Consider the following 22,620-nt stretch of genomic DNA (forward strand, 5'->3'; position numbering starts at 1 on the left):
CTGGCGCCGGTCCCGAGTTGATTGCAGGTTTTAAATTCGCTTATGACACCTATAGACATTCTACTAACGTTTACATTTATCTCGAAAAATAAAAAAAGCCCCTCAACATCGACTATGAACTGAGCCCCATTTTGTGGACAATTTAATAAAAGCACCCGGCAGCTAAGCTGCGATCAGATGACTTCGGTATTGTGCCGGAGTCATCTTTTTTAGATTCCATTGTTTGCGCGTTCCATTGTAATACGCCATGTACTCATCCACCAGTGCTTTCAATTCCTCTAGGCTGGTTGCCTGTTTAAAGTCGACATCATCTTTAAAGTGACCAAAAAACGATTCGATGGGGGCGTTGTCGAGACAGTTGCCCCTGCGGGACATCGATTGGGTCAATTTCATTTTCTTCACGCGTCGTTGGTATTCGGGGTGGGTGTAGTGGAAGCCTTGATCGGAATGGATCATCGCTTCCGGGTGAACATTGTCATCCAATGCTTCCTTCAGTTTTCTTAACGTGCGGTACACAATTTCCATCGTAAGCGTCGTCGTCACTTCGTAGGCGACGATTTCGCGGGTGGCGACATCTTTCACAGCGGACAGATACGCCATCTGTCCCGAACGGTTAGGGAGATACGTTATATCCGTGACGAAGACCTTGCCGGGTTCGTCTAGTTTAAACTTACGGTCTAACAGGTTTGGACAGACGGCGTGTTCCTGTGTGGCTTTGGCGATTTGCTTATAAGGATTCGCTCGCCGGATTTTGGCAAAGAGATTGAATTTGCGCATGAGACGTAAGATTTTCTTATGATTCATCGGCGTTTCCAGCAGTTCAGTAAGGATCATATAAAAGGTGCGATACCCGACTTTCCCACGATGCGCATCGTAGATGCTTTTCAGCAACAGGTAATCTTCATAGTCCTGTTCTTCGCGAATGGCGTGCTGTTCCACTTTCTTCAGCCAAGCATAGTAGCCACTTCGACTGACTTCCGCTGTTTGGCACAAAGCCCCCACCAAATTCTTCAGTCGGAATTTCCGGACCACTGCATTGATCGCTTCGAATTTTTCCGCTGGGGTCAATTGCGTTTCTTCGCCTGCCTCTCGAGTTCCTCGAGCTTCTTTAGCAACTCATTTTCGGCTTCCAGATATTTGATGCGTGCTTTCGCCTTCTCCAGCTGTTTCTCGGCAGAGAGTTCTTGGGTAGAGGGCCGGCCGGTACTGCCTTTTCCACGGCGCTCTTCCCAAAACCCTTCCTCGCCATAAAGGTCGAATGTTTTCCGCCAACGCTTCAATGTCTCTTTGGGTTTTTTCGCCCCAATGACCATCAGGTCGAATCCGTTTTCAACAAAGATTTGCGACGGTCCTTTGCCTTGCAAATTCTCTTGGACAGCCTTCACCTTAAATTCAGGGATGTATTGAATCGTTCGATCTGTGACCGTTTTAACATTCGGGTTCGCTTCCAAGATGCGTCGTTGGTGTTCGTTAAAGATAATTTTACTCATAACAACCTCTCCCGTTCCAGTAGATATGTTTAGTATACCGGGGTCTGAAAACAGAAAAAACCCCAAATGGGGGGCACTTTTTAAAGTGTCTACCATTTGGGGTTCAGTTCACTATTTTATGCTCGACGCGAGGGGCTTATATTATTTAAGTCCAAATGTGGTTATTGATTAAACAAAGCCAACATCAAAGTAACCAAAATAGCTACTAGAGCCACAAAAACCGTGATGTTACCCCAAAAGTTTTGAGTTTTAATGCTTTCAAAATACTTAGCGTGGTCTTCAACTTTTGAGTTAACTCCATTTATCATCTTTTCGATTCGCTCTTCTCTCTCCTTGGTTTCTTGCCTAATACGTTCTTCTCTTTGTTGAGATTCTTGAGCAAACCTTTCAAGTTGACGTTCATATCGTTCTTCACGGTCAGAAATTTCTTTTCTTGATCTTTCTTCACGTTCTCGCATATCAATTTTTAATTCTTTAAAGAGGGTGTCTGTAGAATTTTGGTTGTTCATTGTCTCTTCATCCCCTTTTTGTTCTAAAGAATTTACAAAACTGTGAAAATAAGAATGCACTGTTGGTCCAGCACTCTCACCTTCTTCACTAATTATCTTTGCTGATTTATTTCCGTATATGTATCCATCAACTTTTGAATAAGGATGCTTTTCAATAAAGTCGATCAACTCTTGCGGTGCTTTAACACCATCAGAACTTTGTGATTTTTCTCTGATTGCATTCAACGAAGAAGTAACTATAGTTTCGACCATTTTAATCACCTTCTATCAATTTTAAATGACCTTTTTTATTACTGGAACTATCAAAGTTTTCTCTTCATCATTCAGTTTGACAGAGATAATATGATTTCCTTCTTCTTCTATAATTGCATTCCGAAAATTCACGTTAAAACCACCATCAGAACTAGTTAATCCATCTGTCGGGGGCCCTATTTCGAAGTCCATTGTATTAAGCGCTATTTCTTTTCCTGAAGGACTCGTTACTTTTACAATTGTTTTATACTCTTGTTGCTTTAAATTAATCATTCCTACAGCTACTACGAATGAATAATAAGTTGGAAGTGCCAATGCGATTATTGAGTTAATGGGTTGTTTTAAAATCAATTCACCGCTGGGGGTATTGAATGCTTCGTTACATGCTATTACATGTCCAATATTGTTAGTCAAAAGAATTGACCTCCTAATACAAATTGTCTTTCAAATTTATTATAACATTAGATAGGATAAGCATTGAACTATTTTAATGTTCGAGTATCAGTTTCTTTATAAAAAAGCCCTCAGTAATTTTAAATTATCACTATAGGGCTTTGAATAAAAATATTATTTTCGACTTACTATTCTATTTTATATTTTTTTCAGATATCCTTCCACGTTCTGAGCTGTTTTGAATCGCGTTCCGCCCGATAGATCTGTTACCTTATCGGCTTTTAAACCTTCAGCGTCACCGCCGACCACCAGTAGCTCTTTCGCTACTTTTCCAATGACGGACTTTCTCGGATAGATCGGCGCTTTCAATCGCACGGAAAGAATTTCTGCTGCCGAGTAATCATTTAGTGATCCAATGACAATTGCTTGTTTTAGCATTTCATCGTCCTCCTTGGGGTTTTGGGCTGGTTTGGCTGGTGGCTGCGATTTCCTTTCAAGCTCGGCCCAAGTCGCTGCACCAATAATTCCATCGTCGACAAGCCCTTTTGCTTTCTGGAAAGCTTTTGTTTTCTTATCTGTGTCTTTTCCGAAGATGCTGTCTACATCGGTTTCATGTCCGTGTCTGCCAAGTGCAATTTGAGCATACTTCACATCGGCTCCGCGGCTGCCAATTTTCACTACTTCACGGCCATCAGGAAGCACGATGGAATCGAGTGCTGTATCGAGTGCTTTCTTGCCGAAAAACTCCAGGGCAATGTTCGCGTGGATCTTCATGAGCACTTTCTGAACCTTTGGATTGAGCAAGTAGTTCTCCAAATCCGAGCGAGTGGTGAAGAAAAAGCTTTCCGTAAGAACAGCTGGCATTTCCGAGTATTTAAGCATATTAAAAAGACGACCAGCCGGTCGCCTGCGATGCGTATGTGCCTCCCGACCACGTCGGCAGCCCATTTGCTTTAATATGCTTAGCGAAGATGTCCGCTGCCTTTTTACCAGCTGCGCTATTGTACCAATAGAAGGCCGCTGCGCCTGTCGCTGTCCGGCTGGCTGAGGCATTGCTATGGACATCAATCATTAGGTCAGCGCCATGTGCGTTCGCGTAATCGATCCGTTGCTTTAAAGTCATGTGGTGTTTGTCTTCCTGCGGGAAGAGGACTGTGAATCCGGGTTGTTTCCGCAGCAGTTCGACCGCCCCTTTGGCGATGATGTAATTAGTATCAAATTCCTCGTAGACACCATCAACCTCTAAATTTGTGCGGACGCCCTTGCCGCCTGTTTTCTCCCATGTATCGTGGTCGTGACCTGCAAATATGACTATTTTCGGCATTTATTCCACCCCTTCATTTTTCTTTGCCTCTCGCAATTCGTCATCTACCTTGCTACCAGTCAACTCTTCCTTGAATTGGCTACCGATCGACGCGTTCTCACTCGGCTGCATCACTTTCAGCTTTTCCGCAATTTCTTTTGGTACCAATACGCCGATTTCAGCTAGGTTTTCTGTAATCGATAACACCTCATTTGCGATGTAGAAAATCACAGTGGCGTACGTAATCGCCCCGTTCAGTCCCAAAATCTGATCGATGATATTGGCAACAATGATCACACCAAAAATAAGTATCTTCCGGGCATACCCGAACAAGCTCTTTCGTGACCATAGGTTTCCGTTTTTTATTGCCTTAAAGATTCCCGTCAAAATATTAAATGCCATCAGCACCATAAGAAAATCCAAAAACTTGACCGGGCCAAACAAATACATACGCGCTACTTCCAAGTGTTCCAAATCAGCACCTCCGAGATTTAATAACAACAAATTGTCCATTATGATCTTCCTTTCGATTTTTAAAATGGACCCCCTAAAACTTTTCTTCTCTAAATTAAGCAAAACAAAAAGAGCACCAATTTAGGCGCTCTTTAAGAATAATTATTTTCTTCTTATTTTTTCAGGTCTCTACTCTATTTTTTAGTGCAGTGATATATGCTACTAAATTAACACCAAATTCAAGTGCAGTAACTATAATTAATACCCCACCAATTACATATTCAAAATCTAAATCACTAAATAAGATTTTATTTCTTTGTAGCACTAAAAAAGTTCCCAGCACGCCATAACCGACAGTTTTTAATAAGTATATACCAGACATGAAAACCCTCCAGTTCTCTCGATTAGTACTATTTCGATACTAAACAGAGGTTTCCCTTCTCTCCAATCTATTCTGTCAGCTTGGTAATTGAAAATACTTTTGGTATTTCATCGAAATGACTAAGCCGATGCTCTGTAAGTGATTTTTATACCGTCATCCCTTAATTCCCCCTATGTCACTATTTTTGGGTATATAAAAAGAGCACTGGTAAAGGCGCTCTTTTGTTATTGCTTTTAAATTTTTGAAGTTATCGATTAGATTCTTAAATTAATCAAAAAGATTAAAATAAAGAATGGTGACAGAACCAGGTTCCAAATTGTTTTCTCTCGCGATTTGTTCTGCGATTTCCGTCACTTGCTCAATTCCTTCGATTTTTTGTTCCCTTGTAATGTCGCAATTTCCAAAACCTAAATTTCTTTGGCCTGAGTCTTGCAAAACATTAAAGGAAATGAAGTATTTATACATCTTTAGCCTCCTTAAAAAAATTTTGAAATCTTCCTAATTTTAACACAAAAGGAATTCGATATTGAATTAAAATTTAAAAAATTTTATTTTTTACAACAGAATCAGCTTAATAATTTAACAGCTCGCATTTTTCCCAAAAGACTGTTGAAATCAGCTCGCAACGCAGCAACATCTGTGGCTGTGCTATCTGCTAGAACCGATGCTTTTTTGTTTTGAAGCTCCCATCCAGCAGGGCTTACATCCGATGATGGTGTCACTTTTGTATAAGTGAGTCCGTTATAAAATACTGTCGACCCTTCACTGCCATAGGTAGCATACCCAGCGTCTCTTCTTCCGTGATGAACTACACAGAACACACCTCCATCAATTCTCACGTCGTGGGAGTGTGCATTATTTCGGCATATCACATCTCGGATAATTGTGTCATCGGTCGTTCCGTGTACTCTGATGCTGGCATAGTGATGCTTCACAGTAGCTATAAAGTCACCGACTGTCGCGTAGTCATCCAATCCGCCATCGATAATCCCCATAGCTATTCTGTTCTTCTTGCCATGCGGGCTGATACCGTTGTAAACCCCGGCCTGCTTTTGACCGTTAGCAATTAGAGTGGGGGCGATAACGCTAAAGCCGTAGCTTGTTGGGGAGGTTTTAATGCCATCCTCTTGGTTTTCTTTGCACATAGGAGAATGCAACGCTACGTTTCTTTCTCGTACATAAATGCCGTTAGCGCCATTTTTTTCGTATATTCCACCGAATACATTTGCCTGAGCTACCAGTGGGTATTGGTTTGTATCACCGTCAACTCGGTTGATGTCAAGGCCTGAATGCGTATTCCCTCTGCACCTAGGGCTTCTTATTTCAAGGTTTCGGACGTTTGTTAACTCTGTCTGATCCGCTGTATTCAGGGGTCCGGTTTTAACATAGACCCCTGCGCCTTGGTTATATTCTGCAATCAACCCATCAATAATAAATGACTCGCCACCTGCATAAGCGTCAATCCCGTTACCATTACCTCCTGTGCCAAGAATGTTTGATTGTCCGTTGTGACTCGAACGCCCCCCTCTGACTATCACGTTAATGGTTGATTTTTCACTTTTAATACCATCTAACCAGTTGTATTCGAAAACACAATCATCGAGCAGTAGACCATCTAAATACTTAGAAGTAATACCGTAGCCCTTAGAGTAGGTGCCTCTACATTTCCGAAGAGTAATGTCCTTATTCTTAGAGGTACTGCCACTACTTCTAGTAATTTGGAAGGCATTCGCAAACCCTTCCACGTATACATCGTCGAAAAGGAGACTTATAGATTGCTCAATGTAAATTCCCGCTGCCGTCGCGGTGAAATTGTGATCTTTCTCCCTCAATGTAAAGCCTTTGAATGTCTTATCCGTGATGCCCCTTGCAATAAACGGAGCTTTAGACACTCCCTTAGGAAATTCAAAAATTGTCCGTCCTGCACCTTGTCCACTAATCGCGACTCCCTGCGGTATTACAATCGTATCCGTTAGAACATAAACGCCTTCAGGGAGATAAATGTCACCTTTGCCAACCGTCGAGATAGCATTTTTTAAAGCTTGCGTTGTATCGGTTACGCCATCTCCAATAAAACCCATTTTTTTCACGTTCGTTACGATATCATCCAGTTGATTAGTAACTTTTTCATTAAAAGTGCGTAAGTTTACCTCGTCCATTCGAGCATCTAAAACTTCCATGTCCTCTGTGAAGGCGCCGATTCCATTTTCAACTCGCTGCTTTAACTCGTCGACCTGTGGTACTATTGCCAATTCGAATTGCTGCTGCTTTATTTCCTGCTCAGATCGTAATTGTGCTACCGTCGTTATACTTGCCCCGACATAATCCAAATTATCAGCTGATAGTTTAATAGTGAGCTCCGAGGCATAATCTTCTGTCGGGAATTTCGTTCTATACTTAGGGTCTGCTGCATCTGTGACTGTAAACTCCAATTGGAACTTCCCGTCACTTAGAACCCGCTTAATTGTAAAGAGTATTTTTCCGTCCACAAAACTTGCTGGCCCCTCATATATAACCCCAATATTACCATTGAATATGGCAACTTCTATTTGCTTGTTTGTTAAATCGACTGACGAGCCTTTATAATCACGAGTAACAAAACCGAAGGTGACATCGTCACCTTGCTTAAAGATGTTTCCACCCTCCACTAGATCAAGGCGCGTGTTTTGTTCATGGCCATTCGGTTATCTATCCTTTCCTCTTAACTCAATTACTCCGCTTTTCGCAAAGCTGTATGTTTTTTCGCCCTTTGATGCAAGCATCTTTCCATGGCTTTCAATCGCTGTCGCAATTTCTTCGTCGGCTGTGTCTGCATTAAATTCGAGGTATGCCGTGTTCTTGAAATTAGAATCAGCTGCCGTATAAACGACTGTAAAAACAACTGCCTCTCGACTTCCGGCAGCAGAGCTATGTGTTTGATGCTGAATGTCCGTCACTTCATATTGCATGTTTCTCTCCCCCTAACGAGTGCCAATTACTTGGATGCTTATGGGTACAATCGTTCCAGTTGAAGCGTAGGCATAGTACGGGCTAATTCTGATGGTCAATGACGATAGCTCCCCTTGCGTAAATGCTCTGCTGTCTTTTCGCTCGTATACATACTATTCTTTTGCTTCAGACTGCACGAATACTCCTAAGACTTTCGTTATTCCAACCGTTGTAGGTTCAACAATGGGCACATTAACTTCAATGAAGTCGCCTGGCGAATAGTTCCCGGTTGAGACTGGAATGTCGAGCCAGTGCGTATAGGTTTTGCCAAAAGCGAAGTCCAGACTCTCATTATCGTGCATTTCCGGCAGCACGCTAAATACACTGAACAGCGTACGTTCGTTACCTTGGATATAACCGTTATCGATAGTGATTTTGCTGGCGCCATCACCAGAAGAAAGGGCACCGGAGAAACTTCCTCCAGCACCCTCTAAATCACCTTTGAACTTCAAGTTGCCATCCACATCGAAATATAAGACCTTGTTGAATGCTTCATTAAGAGTTTTTCTCGCTTCGATACTAATACCTTCCGTTGCATTTACTATGGTCCGGACAAGCTCATCTGTCCGATCAACAACGATGCCTTCTTCCTCTGAGCAGGAAACGCCATTGTATTGTTTATTCCGTTCGATACCGCCAATTTCACCTGCAGTTTGTGCTGATGCCGGCTTCCACGTCTGGCTATTCATATCCGGAATGTGAGGAATTTCTAATTTATCCGGTTCTTCGGGATTCGTTTGAAACCATATAGCTTTTTGAATTGGTGGAGGCAATGGGCTGCGCAGTATTTTAGTGCCATAGCGAGCCTGAGCCTTTCTCGCATTTTGTAGCACTTCGTCTTCTTCCAATTCGGTGATCTCGCCAATCGTATAGGTTTTCTGCAAGTCTTCGCGTCCTATTCTCTTTTTCACAAAAATGGCACGCGACTCCGCATACAATGGCGGTTCGAAGTTTTCATCTTTAATCCTCAATGTGTCCCCTAATTGAACATCATCTTCTAAAACCGCAGCCTCTATTTCATATTCCACGACTGCATTGATTCGTTTCTTTAACTCGGTTGTGCCCAGGCTGCGAAGTCGTTCTTCTGTCATTTCGGCGTCTGTACTTTCCGGCTCGTAAAAGTCCCAAATATGATTGTTGTTTCGATTCCATCTTTGGAACGCTTCGTCATCTGTCACCCGAATTTCAAGCCGAGAGCCATCTTCTCTTTCGGGCCCTCGACTGTCAACGCCGGTTTAATTTTGGTTCTTCCGCAATTTTGGTGAAGTCTCTTTTGGGAATTATAGTAGTAAAAATTCTTAAGGAGGCGTTAAACTATGAATCTGCAGTTCTTCTACCCGACTTGGACAGTTTTGCACGTTTCTGTTTCTAATGATGCCTTTCATTTGTATATAGAATCTATTCAACATGGGAGCCGTTGTCCGGCGTGCCGCCATATTTCCTGCCGGATTCACAGCCGATATTGGCGAACACTCAAGGATACACCACTTCATTCAATGCCTGTTTCCCTGCATGTAAGAGTAAGAGCTCGCAAATTCTTCTGTCACCAGCCCGACTGCCATCAGCGTATCTTTACAGAGCGACGGCCGGAATGGTGGAACGCCTATGATCGAAAAACCTTGCGGTTAGCTGCTTGCTTTCGGCAGCTCGCTTTTTCTCTTAGTGCTGAAGCAGCGAGTTGTATCTCTTCAAAATACGGGGCCCCACTTAGTGGAGATCCCTTTCTTTACTTGATCCGAAAGGAACAACTGCCCTCCATAGCAGAGCCACGTGTGATTGGACTGGATGACTGGGCCTTGAAACGAGGTATGAGATACGGAACCATTATTTGCGATCTCGAACGGAAACAACCAATTGAGCTATTGGAAAGTCGGAAAGAAAAAGTGGTCAGTAATTGGCTTAAGAAACATCCTTCCATTCGAGTTTCGTCAAGGGAGGGCTCGACGGAATATGCAAAAGCCCTTTCGACAGGAGCGCCGAAGGCGATCCAAGTAACCGACAGGTGGCACTTGTTTCATAACCTTAATAAACGCATCGATCAGTTCCTGAAACGAAAATTCCCTTTGGGAATCAGTTGGAAAGAAAGCACCACTACAGAGTCTTCTCCTAAATCCTCCGATAAGATACTGACAGAAAGCGAAGAAAAGAAGTGGCAACTCATCCAACAAGTGCAGCACCAATACCGGAAGGGTGTACGAATAGCAGACCTCTGCCGAACATTCTCGCTTAACCGTAAAACCGTATCTCGATATGTGAGTATGGAAAGGCCGCCTCAAATACAACGGAAGCGAACCCATAGCGCCGATCCGTATTATTCGCTTATTGTTTCTTTAGTAATGCAAGATGTTTCACGAAAACGTATTTTTGAAGTACTACAGGAAAAGGGCTACCAAAAATCATTTTCGACATTGAAAGACTACCTCAACAAGTTGCAGAAACACCAAGGTAACAACAAACAAAGTCAGACAATCCATAAGGTGCCAAGGCAGAAGCTCCACAGTTACTTGTGGTCAAAGCTGCCCGATGGGCAGGAGAAGCATGCAATCGACTTGCTTCTAAAAGAGAATGTGGAGCTAAGAGAACTACAGTTACTCCTCGACCAGTTTCAGCAGATTATGCGCATCCAAAGAGAACCGGATGCGTTGGCAGCCTGGATTGAATGCACAGAAAAAACTGGAATCAAGGAGCTGAACCAGTTTGGACATTATTTGCGGTCGGATTGGCAGGCAGTTCAAAATGCCATAGTTTATCAATGGAGTAATGGGTTGGTCGAAGGCCATGTGAATCGAATCAAAGTAATCCAACGGCAGATGTATGGTCGAGCTAATTTTGATCTACTTCGTCTAAAAGTTTTATATCACACTCATTAATATTCTTTTTAAAAAACAAATTAAACTCTTCAAAGGCGCCTACGACACACTTCACCAAAATTGCAGAAGAACCTTTATCACCGGCAGTGACATTGATATATTTTGGTGTTTTATCATTTGATATTCGATTCGAAGACGAAATCAATTGTTTAATAATAAATACATAAATGAGAAGTTTTTTGCTATAAGATTATCTCTCATCTGATAGGATATAGGTAACTTCTTCTTATTCGTTTCTGATCGTCCCATTCTCTACTTGGCGATCCACTTCAAAAGAGCTGCAAACATCAACCTGGTTCAAAATCCTTTTAGAAATATTCAATCGACTAAAAATAAGAACGTCACTCTTTATCTCCGTAATAAACCTGCTTATGCCAAAAAGCGTTTCATTCTGGAGATCCATCTCCAAAATGAAACGCTAACTTTTATAGAGCAGCAATGCGCTCCCGCTCACTTGCCGTTAGTTCAAAGTCGAAAATATTCAAACTTTGTGCTTGACGATCTTTATCGTGAGACTTAGGGATGACGATAATGTCTTGTTCGATTTGGTACCGCAATACAACTTGAGCGTAGGTCTTGCCGTACTGGCGGCCGATCTCTTGCAACGCTTGCTTGGCTTTATCATCAATACCGCCTAACGGTGACCAAGCTACAGAAGCAATCCCGTTATCCTTATGATAAGCAATCAGCTCCTCATTCCACTTTCCAACGTGGGATTCAATTTGGTTCACGGCTGGTTTGACTTTACCGTTTTCGAGGATCAAATCAAGTTGCTCTTTGTTGAAGTTTGATACACCGATGGACTTGAACACGCCCCGGTCATAATGGTCTTCAAGAATGCGCCAAGCTTCCAACATCTCATTATTATTGTCCCAGGGGAAATGAATGAGAAACAAATCAATATAGTCAGTCTGTAATTTGGCTAAGCTTTTTTCGATTTCAGCTACTGCCCAATCTGTACTGCTTATTCCTTTGCGAGTACTTAATTTAGTAGTGATAAAGAAATCTTCGCGCGGTATTGAGGATTTGTAGATTCCTTTTCCTACAACTTCCTCATTGGAATACAGTTGAGCAGAATCGAAATGACGGTAGCCATTTTCAATAGCCCAATCGATTTCTTCGGTGTCCCTTCTTAAATCACCAGAGAATTGATTTCCTTCTTTGCCGAAAGTGTTAGTTCCGCTGCCGACAATCGGGATCTCGACATTATCGTTTAATCGAATAGTTTTCATGCTCTTTCCTCCTATACTATGTATTATCATTATCCGGCATATAATACCTACAAGAACTATAACTTGCGCCTCACAGGATTTATAAAGCCGTATTATGTATTTTACCCACCCCGATATCTTTTTGAACATTACTACAGTAATATCGAAATTTGAAGCGCAGGTCCTAATCTTACATAGCAACAAAGGAGGGATTAAAATGAAGCCAAGAATCTCTGTCATCACTATTGGCGTGGACGATCTCAAGCGAGCGCTGGAATTTTACCGGGACGGCTTGGGCTTACCGACAGAAGGAATTGTCGGGGAAGAGTTCGATAACGGAGCCGTGGCCTTTTTCGATCTACAGCCAGGGCTGAAACTCGCCATTTGGAAACGCCAAGACATCGCCCACGAAACGAAAGTATCGATGGGCCCGCCAAGTCCTACAGAATTCACGCTCGGCCATAACGTCAACAGCAAAGCCGAAGTCGATGCGGTAATTGCACAGGCTGAACAAGCTGGAGCCCTTATAATCGACCCGGCACATGATACGTTTTGGGGCGGTTACTCCGGCCATTTGTGGGAAGTTGTATGGAATCCTGCATGGGGAGAAGTGGATTAATTCCTGTTTTAAACTAAAGGGGGATTGACATGAAATTACGCAATTTCTTTTACGAGTCTTTCTTGTTCCTGCTGGTGATCGTTTCCGTCATCATTGCGCTCGTTTCCAACGAACGTTTCACCTTGGTTCATTGGATCATCTGGGGGATTTTCTTCTTTGATTATTTCATCCGCTTCTTTGCCGCTGAACACAAATGGCATTTTATTAAATCCCATCCGCTCGAATTGATCGCCATCATTCCGCTGGATGCGATTTATCAGGCGGCGCGCTTTTTTATGTTTTTCCGGATGTTGAAATTATGGGGCATCCTCCCCCGCTTTTTGAGGCCTGTGTATGCCGTCTTAAAAACGAATGGCTTGGAAAAGCTGCTGATTTTCGCGGTCATTTTGATTTTTCTCGTGCCAATCCCGATGATTATGATCGAACCCCAAATCGTTAATTATACGGATGCCATCTGGTGGGCGATCGTGACGATTACGACTGTCGGATATGGCGATATCACCCCAGAAACCGGTGTCGGGCGCTTGCTGGCAGCTATTTTGATGTTTGTCGGAATTGGTATTATCGGAACGTTCACCAGCGCCATTTCTGCCTATTTCGCCTCCCGTAGGCGAGCAATGGAAGAAGACCACGTGCTCGATATCGTCAATTCGATCAAAAAAATCGAAAAACTGACTGCAGAAGACCACCAGCTCATCCAACGCTATTTGAAGAAAAAAATGGAATGATATGCCTCTAGAAGTTTATACCGCTATGCAAAAAGAGTCGGCCGCCTGTGAATTCCACATGCGGCCGACTCTTTTTTATTCGCATTAAGTTCTTATTTGTTCTTATATTGCCCATTGATATACGACAGCATATCTCCAAAACTATCGTAATGGAACCAGTCGTAGCGCATTTTCTGGTCCACTTCGCCTTCGTCGTCGATATGCATGGAATTGGCGCTCAGCTGCAGGATTTCCGTATCTTCCACATCTGTCGGTTCTTCTTCGAATGCATGATCGGCGAATTTCTTCTTCACCGACTCATAAAACCTGTCGCGCTCCTCTTCTTTTTCAAATTCCCACGACTCGTATTTGCCGCGGCAAAGCACTTCTATTGAATACACTTGTTTTTCAGCCATGTTCTCTCTCCTCCAAGTAAAGCGTCGTATTGCTCTTTACCTCAAGGAGACAGGCGGGAAACATTTGCCTCTTATTTATTGTCTTTCATCGTCTGGCGGGCTTCAGTCATTTGCTTCCATACCGAGCCGCGCGCTTCTTCGCCTTGTTCGATGCGGGCGATCGCCATCTTGATCTGGAGCTTCACTTCGAACTCAGGGTCATTTTCCGCTTCCTTAAGTGCAGGAAGCGCTTTTTCTGTCCCGGTTTCATACAAGAACATCGCGGCACGCCAGCGCACGAGCTTGTTCTTGTCTTGCAAGGTCTCGATCATGATCGGTTCGAACGCTTCGAAGCCAAGGTCGCTGATGGTGTCGCCTGCTGTGCGGCGGACCGCCCATGACTTGTCTCTCATCGCCTGTTCAGCGTAAGGTACGACCGCTTCGTCGTCAATGTCGCCGAGATAGATGGCTGCTTGGCGGCGGATCGACATTTTGTCGTCTTCCAATGCCTTGCCTAACAGCGGCAAATCCTCAAGATCCGCTTCAACCAATTGACCGAGCAATTGGAAGCGTGTCTCCCAGTCGGGTGCGTCGAATTCTTCCAGCGACACTCTGCGTTTGTTGATTTTGCCAGCCGATTCATTCGATTCGGTTTTGCTCGTCAAAGATTCCAAACGGTCATCGGGGTAAGCCGCTTCGATTTCCTCGACGATGCTTTTGCCAATTTCCGCTTTTTCACCGTAGCGGACGCCGTAATCCGCCCATTTGCGCTGGAAAATGAAGTTTTCATCGGTCGGATCCATCACTTTGTTCATCGCCTGCACAAAACGTTCCGGCATCGCAAAGCGCTCTTCCGATTGCGAATCGAACACTTTTACTTGCAACGGAATGCCTTTGAATTCCTGGACATGAACATACACTTCGCCGAAATGCTCATCGATCTCGAGTTCTTCCTCGGAGCCATTGCCTTCGCCGAAGACGCGCCGCACATCCGCAAGAATGCCTTCCCAGTCGGATTTCGCATTGCGTTCGACTGCCAGGAAATCTGCCACATGGTAGACGCCTTTGACGCCATCGATCTCTAAGATTTGCTGCACTTCTTTCGGTGCGCCTTCTGTTTGGTCTTTCTTGTAATTATGGCTTTTCCCGAACGGCAATTCCTGGTCGATGATCACTTTCATCGTATTCGGGCTTGGAGTCGGTTCAATCGCTAGTATTTTCAAGATAATCCCTCCTGTGTAAATTACGCTTCTGCCAGTTCCTGCAAATAGCTCCACCGTTCGATCAATTCATCATATTCGACGGTGTAAGCATCGATTTGGTCAGTCAATTCCTGCAATTTATCAAAGTCAGACCCAGCTTTGGACATTTGTGCTTCGGTCTGTTCGATTTTCTCTTCCACTTCCGCAATTTTGTCGAGTATACCGTCATATTCCTTTTTCTCGAGGAAACTCATCTTTTTCTTTTTTTCAGTTGCTTGCGGTGCAGAGTCTGCAACCGGTGCGTCATTTGCCACAGTAACAGCTTGCGGCTCAACTACCGGCTTTTTTTCTTTCAGCCAGTCCGTATAGAGTCCTTGGTATTCGTCGACCGTGCCGCTGCCGAGCGTCCATAGCTTTTTCGCAATTCGGTCAAGGAAAAAGCGGTCATGAGAAATGGTCAAGACGACGCCTGGGAAATTTTCCAAAAAGTCCTCTAAGACAGATAAAGTCTGGATATCCAAATCATTCGTCGGCTCATCGAGCAAGAGAATATTCGGTTTTTCCATCAATAATTTCAGCAAGTACAAGCGCTTGCGCTCGCCTCCTGACAATTTGCCGATCAAGGTACCGTGTGCATTCGACGGGAAAAGGAATCGTTCAAGCATTTGGGTCGCGGACAGGCGAACGCCTTTTTCCGCTTCGAAATCACTTGATACTTCCTGGATGTATTCGATCATGCGCTGGGATTCGTCCATTTCCGGCAAACGCTGCGTGAAATGCGCGATCTTGACGGTGCTGCCGTAGTCCAACGTGCCACTTGTCGCTTCCAAGTCGCCAGCGATCAATTTCATAAGTGTCGATTTCCCTGCGCCGTTCGGTCCGACGATGCCAATGCGGTCGCCGCCTTGCAAGAGGAAGTCAAACGAATGGAAAATTTCATGGTCGCCGTATGAAACGCCCAGATTTTCCCCTTCAATAATCTTCTTGCCCAGTCGCTGGCTCTGCATCGATAATTCAAGGCTCGTGTTATCGGACGTTGATTGCAGATCTTCTGATAACTGGTCAAAACGCTGGATGCGCGCTTTTTGTTTCGTGCTGCGGGCTTTCGCGCCGCGACGGATCCATTTCAGCTCCGAACGGAAACGGTTGTGCATCTTCTGTTTCGTCGCTTCGGCCATTTCTTCGCGCACGGCTTTTGCTTCCAAATAATCGCCGTAATTTCCTTTATGCGTATACATCGTCTGATCCGCCAACTCAAAGATATGCGTCGAGACAGCATCGAGGAAGTAGCGGTCATGCGTCACGAACAGCATGGCGCTGTTCATGCGCAATAGCGTTTCCTGCAGCCATTCCGTGGAGCCTGCGTCCAAATGGTTGGTCGGCTCATCCAAAAGGATCAAGTCGGCCGGTTCAATCAAGGCTTTCGCGAGTGCTACTCGTTTACGCTGGCCGCCGGACAATTCGCTGATCTGCTGGTCGTACATATCGATGCCAAGTTTGGTCAAGGCCGTTTTCGCCAAGGCGTTGATGTCCCAGGCATTTTCGCGTTCCATGCCTTCCTGGATTTTCATCAATTCTTCCTGCAATTGTTCGGACCCCGAATCGGCGATCATGTTTTGCAGCGCTTTTTCATAAGAGCGGTTGAGTGCGAGCAGCGGCGAGTCGCCGGAGAAGACAGTCTCAAGGACGGTCAACGATTCATCGAACTCAGGCTCCTGCATCAAGTAGGTAATCCGGTATTTTTTCGGATGGTCCATTTCCATCGTGTCGGATTCGAGATCTCCTGCCAGGATCGACAAAAGAGTCGACTTGCCGGTGCCGTTGACGCCGATCAAACCGGCGCGTTCTCCCGGGTACAGCGAAAACTCGACATTGGTAAAGAGGGTCTTGACCCCCACTGATTTGCTTAAGTTTGTTACGTGTAAGTGGCTCATTTTTTCCCATCCGTTTCGTTTTGTAGTTGCTCTAGAAAGGATAGCATAAATCGGTGGCGTTCTTCAGCCATTTGCTTTCCGCTATCCGTCACCATGCGCTCTTTCAACAGCAAAAGCTTTTCGTAAAAATGCGTTACGGTGCTCGTATCGCCGTTCCGGTATTCGCTTTCGGTCATCGCTGTGCGTGCTTGTTCATCCCGGTCATATAATTTACGACCTTTTGCGCCGCCGTAGGCAAAGGCACGCGCGATGCCGATGGCGCCGATGGCATCGAGACGGTCGGCGTCCCGGACGATTCTGCCCTCGATCGATTGCGGTTCCTCGTTCGTGCCGCCTTTAAAGGACACGGTCCGGATGATCGAACGGATGTCGCTGCGCTCTTTGTCCGACAGCTCGAGCTGCCCGAGGATTTCTTGTTCCGGGTCTTCCCCTGCTTTTTTGTATTTCGGATCGGAGACGTCATGCAACAGCACGGCAAGCTCGATCAGCGCCAGATCGCCGCCTTCCGCCTGTGCAATATGGCGGGCATTCTCCAGCACGCGCTCGATGTGTTGCCAGTCGTGGCTCGCGTCAAACTGTTCATAGATGCTTTTTACTTTCATGCGGCAGTTCGCAATTACTTGGGGATTCATGGATTCTCTCCTTTAAGGTGTCCTGACTCCATTATAACGTGAAACAGGCTGAAACGGCGCTCCATCGCTGTATTGACCTTGTATGCACCATCATGTATAGTTAAGCCATCCATTGGCTCTAAGGCCGAGGGTCCGACAATCTGAATATTAGGGGGAAGGTCCATGCACCACGGAATTGTGAAATGGTTCAATTCAGAAAAAGGCTATGGCTTTATCGAATGTGACAACGGTGATGATGTTTTTGTCCATTTTACCGGCATCCAAGGTGATGGTTTCCGATCGCTGCAAGAAGGCGCAGCCGTTTCGTTCGATATCATCGACGGCAATCGCGGGCCGCAAGCAGCAAACGTCGTGCAGGACCAACCATAAAAATTGAAACAGCAAAAGACCCAGGAATTTTTCCTGGGTCTTCTTTTTATGGATTCACGTCCAAGTATAAGTCTGGCCCCAGCTTTCGCGGGCTAATTTTTCGACTTGCTCCACATCGCTTTCCTCTACCATATACGTGTCGCCCTGTTCGTAAGGGTTGTAATGGAACGCATACATCCTGGCGACAAATTGATGGAATGGCAGGGATGACTCGCCTTCGAGTTCGCCATTCCCGGCGACACTCGTTTCGATTCCCTGGCCCCAGTTCTGGCCGCTGTCATTGTTCGGGTTGTAGAAGTAGATGCGGTATTCCTCATCCGGATCTTCTGCCACGCGCTGGATGGATACCGCATGGAGCCCGAGTAATTTGCCGTGGACATTGGTGATGTAGATGCCTACAGGGTTCGGGTAAATCAATTCATGGCCCTCGTTATATTCGGGATGATGTGTCGCGTAGAACAAGCGGACGAATGCATCATAATCCGTTACAAAGCCTGTGAGCGAGTCAATGATATTGGCGAATCCACGCGGGATCCATTCGCCGTAAAATTCTGGATTGACCCATTTGTGGCCGTCCTCGCCGCGCAGGAAGGTCTTCTTCATCATTTCGTTGTAGATTTTATCGAGATGCGGAACGAGTACGCTCGACACCGGATCCAATTCATGATGGATTTCGGCGGCCACACCATCTTCGATAACATTTGAATGGACTGCTTCGCCTTCAAAGATCATGTCGATATCGTTTTCACGCACCGCGCGTGCCACGTAATCGAGCAGCTGTGAGATGCCGTGCTGCGCCCATAAGCTGATGGCGCGAGCCGATTGGCAAGTCGGGTTCAAGCCTTGCCCGATGCCTAGCGGCTGGCCAAGAACCGAGATGACGCCACCGATGAGCACGCCATTTCCAGACAATCCACCTTTTCGGAATTCCGGGCGCAAAATCCGTTTTTTCACTTCCGGGCGGATATCGATATCGAATAATCTACGGATGCCTGGGATGATTGGATCCTGTGTCAATACGCCGCGGTCGAGCATGCGGGACAAACCGTAAACTACGCGGCTTGTCTGCGGATAGACCGCAAAATGGATCATGTCCTGCACCAATTCCTGGTTGGCGTTAAAACTGGCCACGCCCATTTCGGATAAGTCCAAGAATTCCGGGATGAGTTCCGGTTTGCTTCTATTAATAAAGCGCAAGTAGATAGCCGCAATAGGTGCCACGAGACCCGTTTTGTTCATGGACGCCGCATATTCACGTGCTTCCTGCTTGAGCGCTTCGTCATCTGCATCAACCAATTTTTTGCGGTACGCTTTCAAGTCCGGTTCTTGTGCACTTAACGCAGTAGGCGCAGTGACCGCCTTCTCGAAATAATGCAAGGTGTCTTTCGTATTGTCATCAATGTCTTCATCGACCATCTGCGTTGCTGCATCGATCATCGAGACGATGCGGTCGACCATGATCGGCCGCTGTACCGTCAGCCGCTCGATCTCTTCAACGAGTTTTTGCGCAACCGCCCGGTAAGACAATTTATCGCCGAGAAAGCGGAAAAGGCGTTCGCCGCGTTCAAGATGCGCTCCTCCGCCTTCAACCCGTGCTTCTTCGGTCTCTGCAGGAAACAATAAATCCAAATTCAAAGCCAATACTTCATTCAAGAAAGCGCTGGCTTCTTCTGCCGACACTTTTTCATGTGTGTACTGCGCTTCTGAAATCGACAGCATACGCAGCTCGCTCATCAATTCAACCACTGAATTGAGCCCTTTGACGTGAAGCGATCCGCCGACAAATGCCGGCTCCAAATTCTCCGCTTCTGCCCATGGCCCACCGTTGAATACGCCAGCTTTGTCAAAATCAGCTGCGTAATCGTAGAGCATCGCCAATCCTTCGTCGGTTCCTGCCAGTTCCGTCGCCAGCTGGAACACTTCCGTTTGGTACATGCTTTTCGCAAACGGTTTTGCTTCTTCTAGCGTACGGAGGGCTTGTCCGAATTTTTCTTTTAATGTAGATGCTTCAGTTGCCATTGATAAACCCCCAGATTTTTAATGGTAGAAATCGTAATTCTCATAAGTTTTCAGCAAGTCTTCCATTTGCTCGCTATCGTCCCCGAAGAAGAACAGCGTGCCGTAATGGTTGCCGAATCCGACGCGTTCCGCCACTTTGGACGTGACCGGAATGAATAAATCGTGCTTTTCGAAATAAGAATTGTTCTTCAGTTCCAATGGGACGTCCAACTTCTCGATCAATCGGACACGCGGATACACCATCAAACTGCCGGCATAACCCGTAGCTGAGCTGACTTCTTCCGGGAAAAATTCTTCCAGCTCTTCAGCTGTCGTATCCGGGTCGCTGCATAAGATCTGTGCTTGGAAAGCGTTAAATCCATAGGCACGTTCGATCAAGTCGAAGATGTGGCCGCCAGGGACGCGTGCTGCCACTTCACCGAAATTCAATGTCCCATCATGGGAAATGAAGTATTCCGGATGGATGACGCCGTATTTGATTTCGAACGAGTCGATCAGCTTTTGGATCTGTTCTTTAATTTGAGGGCGCCATTCTTCGAGCGCCGGTGAAGCCGGCACGAAATTGGAATGCCCGAGTTTGACGTATTCCGTGATGTTGAGGAATTTGATTTCCCCATCATGGACGAATACTTCACAAGAAAATTCCTGCCCGTCCAGATGGCTCTCCATCAAATAAGGGAATTCCTGCACTTCGATTTTGTCGATATCGTTGGCGTCCTGGATCATCATATGGCCGACTGTGCCTGCTTTATTCAATGGTTTAATGTGGATCGGGTCATTGGTATCCCCGTCTATTTTAATCAAAGCATCATTGACGCGCTTCAAGAAGCGATGGATATCATCTTTTGAATAAGCTTCTTCAAATACGCCGACTTTAATGCCCGACATTTGCGCTTTGCGTTTCATCAAGCCTTTATCACGCAGTAACAGCGACCGGTTGAATACGCGCGGGTCGTCGAAAAAGCGTGCGTTTAAGACTCCGGCCCATTCTACGGTCTCTTCGTAAATCGGCACCGACAGTTTTACGCCCATTTCGTTGAGTCGCTCGTATAATTCATCGGACCCTTCGTTCAAGCGGTCGAAATCCCATGGAATGAATGGAATATCGTGTTCTTTGGCAAAACTGATGAAATCCGGTGGCCCGACGACGACAAATGGCCTGTTCAATTTGTCCATCGCTTCAATCGCTGGAATGCTCCAGCCCAAAATAGCAGTCTTTTTTGATGTCGTGTTCACTTCTGTCATAAATCTGCTCCTCCCTTTCGCAATATTTTCATTATACAGTTTATTATTGCCTAATCAAATGGCGATAAACATTCTTCAGGTCACAGTTGCGTGTGAACAAATCAAAAAACGCCCCCTATGGAGAAACGGATATTTCTCCATAGGGGGCGTACGGGTTCACTTTCCGCCCGTGCCAATTTTATTTAATTCCTGCCCCAAAAACTGCAATTGGGTGCCGACTGTGCATTCGCTGATGCAAAAGCGGTGCGCCGCTGTTTTTCCTTCGTCCTTGCGGAGTTGGGCTTTGACAAAGCAGCCTTCACAATACGTATTGAGCATTTCATCGATTTCGTTGATGATGGATACTTTTTTCATTCGGGTCCCTCCGCAAAATGTCATTCTATTATTCTACTATGAATTTGTTTTTTTCCGCAACAATCGGTATACTGGCTTGGGACATTTTCGTCCATCAGCGGTTCGAAACTTCCCGCTCTACCAAAACTAAGGAGGAGGCAGTTTGTTTAATGAATTCTTAGGGCTCGGCTTCGCCCTGTTCAATTTTGTGTTATTGCTCATCATGTATAAAGTGTTCGGCAAGACCGGGCTGTTCGCCTGGGTCGCGTTCGCCACCATCCTGGCGAATATCCAAGTAACGAAAACGATTGAAATCATCGGTTTGACCGCAACGCTCGGCAATAGCTTGTATGCCTCGACTTTTCTCGCAACCGATATCCTCAATGAAAAATACGGCAGAAAAGAGGCAAAAAAAGCGGTATGGCTCGGCTTTTCCTCGCTTTTGATCATGGTCGTAACGATGCAGTTCGGCCTTCAATTCATCCCGGCGGAAAGTGATTTTGCTCACGAAGCACTCGAGACAGTCTTCGGGTTGGTGCCGCAGATCGCCATTGCCAGCATGATCGCCTATTTGCTCGCACAGCATATCGACGTCATTGTCTTTTCTGCTTTGCGAAAAATCTTTCCGAAAGACAGCCAATTCTGGATCCGCAATAACGGCTCGACCTTGCTTAGCCAATTGATCGATACCTTAATCTTCACATCGATCGCTTTTTTCGGCGTCTTTCCGTTCGACGTCTGGATCCAGATCTTCATCTCGACCTATGTCCTGAAATTTATCGTGTCGGTATTGGATACGCCGTTTGGCTATATCGCGAAGAAAATCCGGCCGCTCGATGAACAGGAGGCCGCGCAATGATCGAATTGTTCGTGGACGCATCGACTGCGGGCGGTGTCAACGTCAGCGCGGTTGGCGTGTTTTTAAGAGGCGAAGGGCATTCCATTAAATGGAGCGAATACGTCGGCGAAATGGATAATCACCAGGCCGAATTTACAGCGCTGTTAAAAGGGCTGGAGCTCGCTCGTCCGCTCGCGACCGGCATGGTGTCCATCAAATCGGACTCAAAACTCGTCGTCGATGCCTTCGAAAAACGCTTCGTGAAAAATCCGGTTTACCGAAAGCTGCTTGATGAATCCTTGTCGATTGCGGACGGATTCGATTATTGCTTCATCAAATGGATTCCGGATTCCCAGAACAAGGCGGCACATACGCTGGCCAACGACAAACTCAAAGAGCATAAATAAGGAAAGCAGCCGTTCGACTTTGAGTGGCTGCTTTTTGCTTTGGGATGCCAGAAGTTGCGCGATTCTGAT

At 45.6% G+C, this 22,620-nt stretch carries 24 protein-coding genes and 1 pseudogene; 6 read left to right on the forward strand and 19 right to left on the reverse strand.

Features of this window, described 5'->3' with window-relative positions:
- Window positions 1-162 precede the first annotated feature (162 nt).
- The 11 genes and pseudogenes from G3255_RS09685 to G3255_RS09735 all read right to left on the reverse strand — a co-directional run.
- Window positions 163-1,490, reverse strand: a protein-coding gene (locus G3255_RS09685; protein WP_211654286.1) for an IS3 family transposase whose coding sequence is annotated in 2 segments (ribosomal slippage) — window positions 163-1,103 and window positions 1,103-1,490 — 1,329 coding nt in all. Because the reading frame shifts where the segments join, the coding sequence is not laid out codon by codon here.
- Window positions 1,491-1,651: 161 nt separating this feature from the next.
- Window positions 1,652-2,251: a hypothetical protein gene (locus G3255_RS09690; RefSeq protein ID WP_211654287.1), complete on the reverse strand. Its 600-nt coding sequence runs from the start codon at window positions 2,249-2,251 to the stop codon at window positions 1,652-1,654.
- A gap of 21 nt (window positions 2,252-2,272) precedes the next feature.
- Window positions 2,273-2,665 (reverse strand): DUF6941 family protein, encoded by a 393-nt coding sequence (locus G3255_RS09695; protein WP_211654288.1) that lies wholly within the window; start codon window positions 2,663-2,665, stop codon window positions 2,273-2,275.
- Between the two features lie 177 nt (window positions 2,666-2,842).
- On the reverse strand, window positions 2,843-3,526 hold the full coding sequence (locus tag G3255_RS09700) for a peptidoglycan-binding domain-containing protein (protein ID WP_211654289.1): 684 nt from the start codon (window positions 3,524-3,526) through the stop codon (window positions 2,843-2,845).
- Between the two features lies 1 nt (window position 3,527).
- On the reverse strand, window positions 3,528-3,968 hold the full coding sequence (locus G3255_RS09705) for an N-acetylmuramoyl-L-alanine amidase family protein (RefSeq protein ID WP_211654290.1): 441 nt from the start codon (window positions 3,966-3,968) through the stop codon (window positions 3,528-3,530).
- Complete coding sequence (locus G3255_RS09710) at window positions 3,969-4,460, reverse strand: phage holin family protein (protein ID WP_211654291.1); 492 nt, start codon at window positions 4,458-4,460, stop codon at window positions 3,969-3,971. It abuts the gene before it with no gap.
- A gap of 121 nt (window positions 4,461-4,581) precedes the next feature.
- Complete coding sequence (locus G3255_RS09715) at window positions 4,582-4,782, reverse strand: hypothetical protein (protein WP_211654292.1); 201 nt, start codon at window positions 4,780-4,782, stop codon at window positions 4,582-4,584.
- A 267-nt stretch (window positions 4,783-5,049) separates the two neighbouring features.
- Entirely contained in the window at window positions 5,050-5,247 is a 198-nt protein-coding gene (locus G3255_RS09720; protein ID WP_211654293.1) for a hypothetical protein, read from the reverse strand.
- Window positions 5,248-5,348: 101 nt separating this feature from the next.
- Window positions 5,349-7,430, reverse strand: coding sequence for a glycosyl hydrolase family 28-related protein (locus G3255_RS09725; RefSeq protein ID WP_211654294.1), 2,082 nt, complete (start codon window positions 7,428-7,430; stop codon window positions 5,349-5,351).
- 36 nt (window positions 7,431-7,466) lie between these two features.
- Window positions 7,467-7,730 carry a hypothetical protein gene (locus tag G3255_RS09730; RefSeq protein WP_211654295.1) on the reverse strand — a complete coding sequence of 88 codons (264 nt, stop codon included), beginning with the start codon at window positions 7,728-7,730 and terminating at the stop codon, window positions 7,467-7,469.
- Window positions 7,731-7,883: 153 nt separating this feature from the next.
- Window positions 7,884-8,978 (reverse strand): annotated as a pseudogene (locus G3255_RS09735) (phage tail spike protein); the annotation flags it as partial.
- A gap of 108 nt (window positions 8,979-9,086) precedes the next feature.
- Between G3255_RS09735 and G3255_RS09740 the strand changes: the two are divergent.
- Complete coding sequence (locus tag G3255_RS09740; RefSeq protein WP_211654296.1) at window positions 9,087-10,640, forward strand: ISL3 family transposase; 1,554 nt, start codon at window positions 9,087-9,089, stop codon at window positions 10,638-10,640.
- Between the two features lie 425 nt (window positions 10,641-11,065).
- Here G3255_RS09740 and G3255_RS09745 read toward each other — a convergent pair whose 3' ends face one another.
- Entirely contained in the window at window positions 11,066-11,872 is an 807-nt protein-coding gene (locus tag G3255_RS09745) for an aldo/keto reductase family protein (RefSeq protein WP_211654297.1), read from the reverse strand.
- Window positions 11,873-12,068: 196 nt separating this feature from the next.
- Here G3255_RS09745 and G3255_RS09750 point away from each other — a divergent pair, with 196 nt between their 5' ends.
- Both G3255_RS09750 and G3255_RS09755 read left to right on the forward strand, forming a co-directional pair.
- Window positions 12,069-12,470, forward strand: coding sequence for a VOC family protein (locus G3255_RS09750; protein ID WP_211654298.1), 402 nt, complete (start codon window positions 12,069-12,071; stop codon window positions 12,468-12,470).
- Window positions 12,471-12,499: 29 nt separating this feature from the next.
- Window positions 12,500-13,198, forward strand: coding sequence for a potassium channel family protein (locus tag G3255_RS09755; RefSeq protein ID WP_211654299.1), 699 nt, complete (start codon window positions 12,500-12,502; stop codon window positions 13,196-13,198).
- A gap of 92 nt (window positions 13,199-13,290) precedes the next feature.
- Here the strand turns inward: G3255_RS09755 and G3255_RS09760 are convergent, their stop codons facing one another.
- The 4 genes from G3255_RS09760 to G3255_RS09775 all read right to left on the reverse strand — a co-directional run bounded on the left by G3255_RS09760 (window position 13,291) and on the right by G3255_RS09775 (window position 17,340).
- Window positions 13,291-13,593: a hypothetical protein gene (locus tag G3255_RS09760; RefSeq protein WP_211654300.1), complete on the reverse strand. Its 303-nt coding sequence runs from the start codon at window positions 13,591-13,593 to the stop codon at window positions 13,291-13,293.
- Window positions 13,594-13,664: 71 nt separating this feature from the next.
- Entirely contained in the window at window positions 13,665-14,795 is a 1,131-nt protein-coding gene (locus tag G3255_RS09765; protein ID WP_211654301.1) for a conserved virulence factor C family protein, read from the reverse strand.
- Window positions 14,796-14,815: 20 nt separating this feature from the next.
- Window positions 14,816-16,708 carry an ABC-F family ATP-binding cassette domain-containing protein gene (locus tag G3255_RS09770; RefSeq protein WP_211654302.1) on the reverse strand — a complete coding sequence of 631 codons (1,893 nt, stop codon included), beginning with the start codon at window positions 16,706-16,708 and terminating at the stop codon, window positions 14,816-14,818.
- Window positions 16,705-17,340, reverse strand: coding sequence for an HD domain-containing protein (locus tag G3255_RS09775; protein ID WP_211654303.1), 636 nt, complete (start codon window positions 17,338-17,340; stop codon window positions 16,705-16,707). The genes G3255_RS09770 and G3255_RS09775 overlap by 4 nt, the downstream gene beginning before the upstream one ends.
- A 162-nt stretch (window positions 17,341-17,502) precedes the next feature.
- On the opposite strand from G3255_RS09775, the gene G3255_RS09780 reads away from it, so the two are divergent.
- A complete protein-coding gene (locus G3255_RS09780; protein ID WP_058380613.1) occupies window positions 17,503-17,709 on the forward strand; it encodes a cold-shock protein in 207 nt (68 codons plus the stop codon).
- A gap of 54 nt (window positions 17,710-17,763) precedes the next feature.
- On the opposite strand, the gene G3255_RS09785 is transcribed toward G3255_RS09780, so the two are convergent.
- The 3 genes from G3255_RS09785 to G3255_RS09795 all read right to left on the reverse strand — a co-directional run bounded on the left by G3255_RS09785 (window position 17,764) and on the right by G3255_RS09795 (window position 21,327).
- On the reverse strand, window positions 17,764-19,728 hold the full coding sequence (locus G3255_RS09785) for a hypothetical protein (protein WP_211654304.1): 1,965 nt from the start codon (window positions 19,726-19,728) through the stop codon (window positions 17,764-17,766).
- An 18-nt stretch (window positions 19,729-19,746) separates the two neighbouring features.
- On the reverse strand, window positions 19,747-20,973 hold the full coding sequence (locus tag G3255_RS09790; RefSeq protein WP_211654305.1) for an ATP-grasp domain-containing protein: 1,227 nt from the start codon (window positions 20,971-20,973) through the stop codon (window positions 19,747-19,749).
- 156 nt (window positions 20,974-21,129) lie between these two features.
- Window positions 21,130-21,327 (reverse strand): zinc-finger domain-containing protein, encoded by a 198-nt coding sequence (locus tag G3255_RS09795; RefSeq protein WP_058380612.1) that lies wholly within the window; start codon window positions 21,325-21,327, stop codon window positions 21,130-21,132.
- 142 nt (window positions 21,328-21,469) lie between these two features.
- Between G3255_RS09795 and G3255_RS09800 the strand changes: the two genes are divergently transcribed.
- Window positions 21,470-22,165 (forward strand): queuosine precursor transporter, encoded by a 696-nt coding sequence (locus G3255_RS09800; RefSeq protein ID WP_211654306.1) that lies wholly within the window; start codon window positions 21,470-21,472, stop codon window positions 22,163-22,165.
- On the forward strand, window positions 22,162-22,551 hold the full coding sequence (locus G3255_RS09805) for a ribonuclease HI family protein (RefSeq protein WP_211654307.1): 390 nt from the start codon (window positions 22,162-22,164) through the stop codon (window positions 22,549-22,551). The genes G3255_RS09800 and G3255_RS09805 overlap by 4 nt, the downstream gene beginning before the upstream one ends.
- Window positions 22,552-22,620 lie beyond the last annotated feature (69 nt).

The sequence above is a fragment of the Planococcus sp. MSAK28401 genome (assembly GCF_018283455.1).
Taxonomy (GTDB): Bacteria; Bacillota; Bacilli; order Bacillales_A; family Planococcaceae; genus Planococcus; species Planococcus alpniumensis.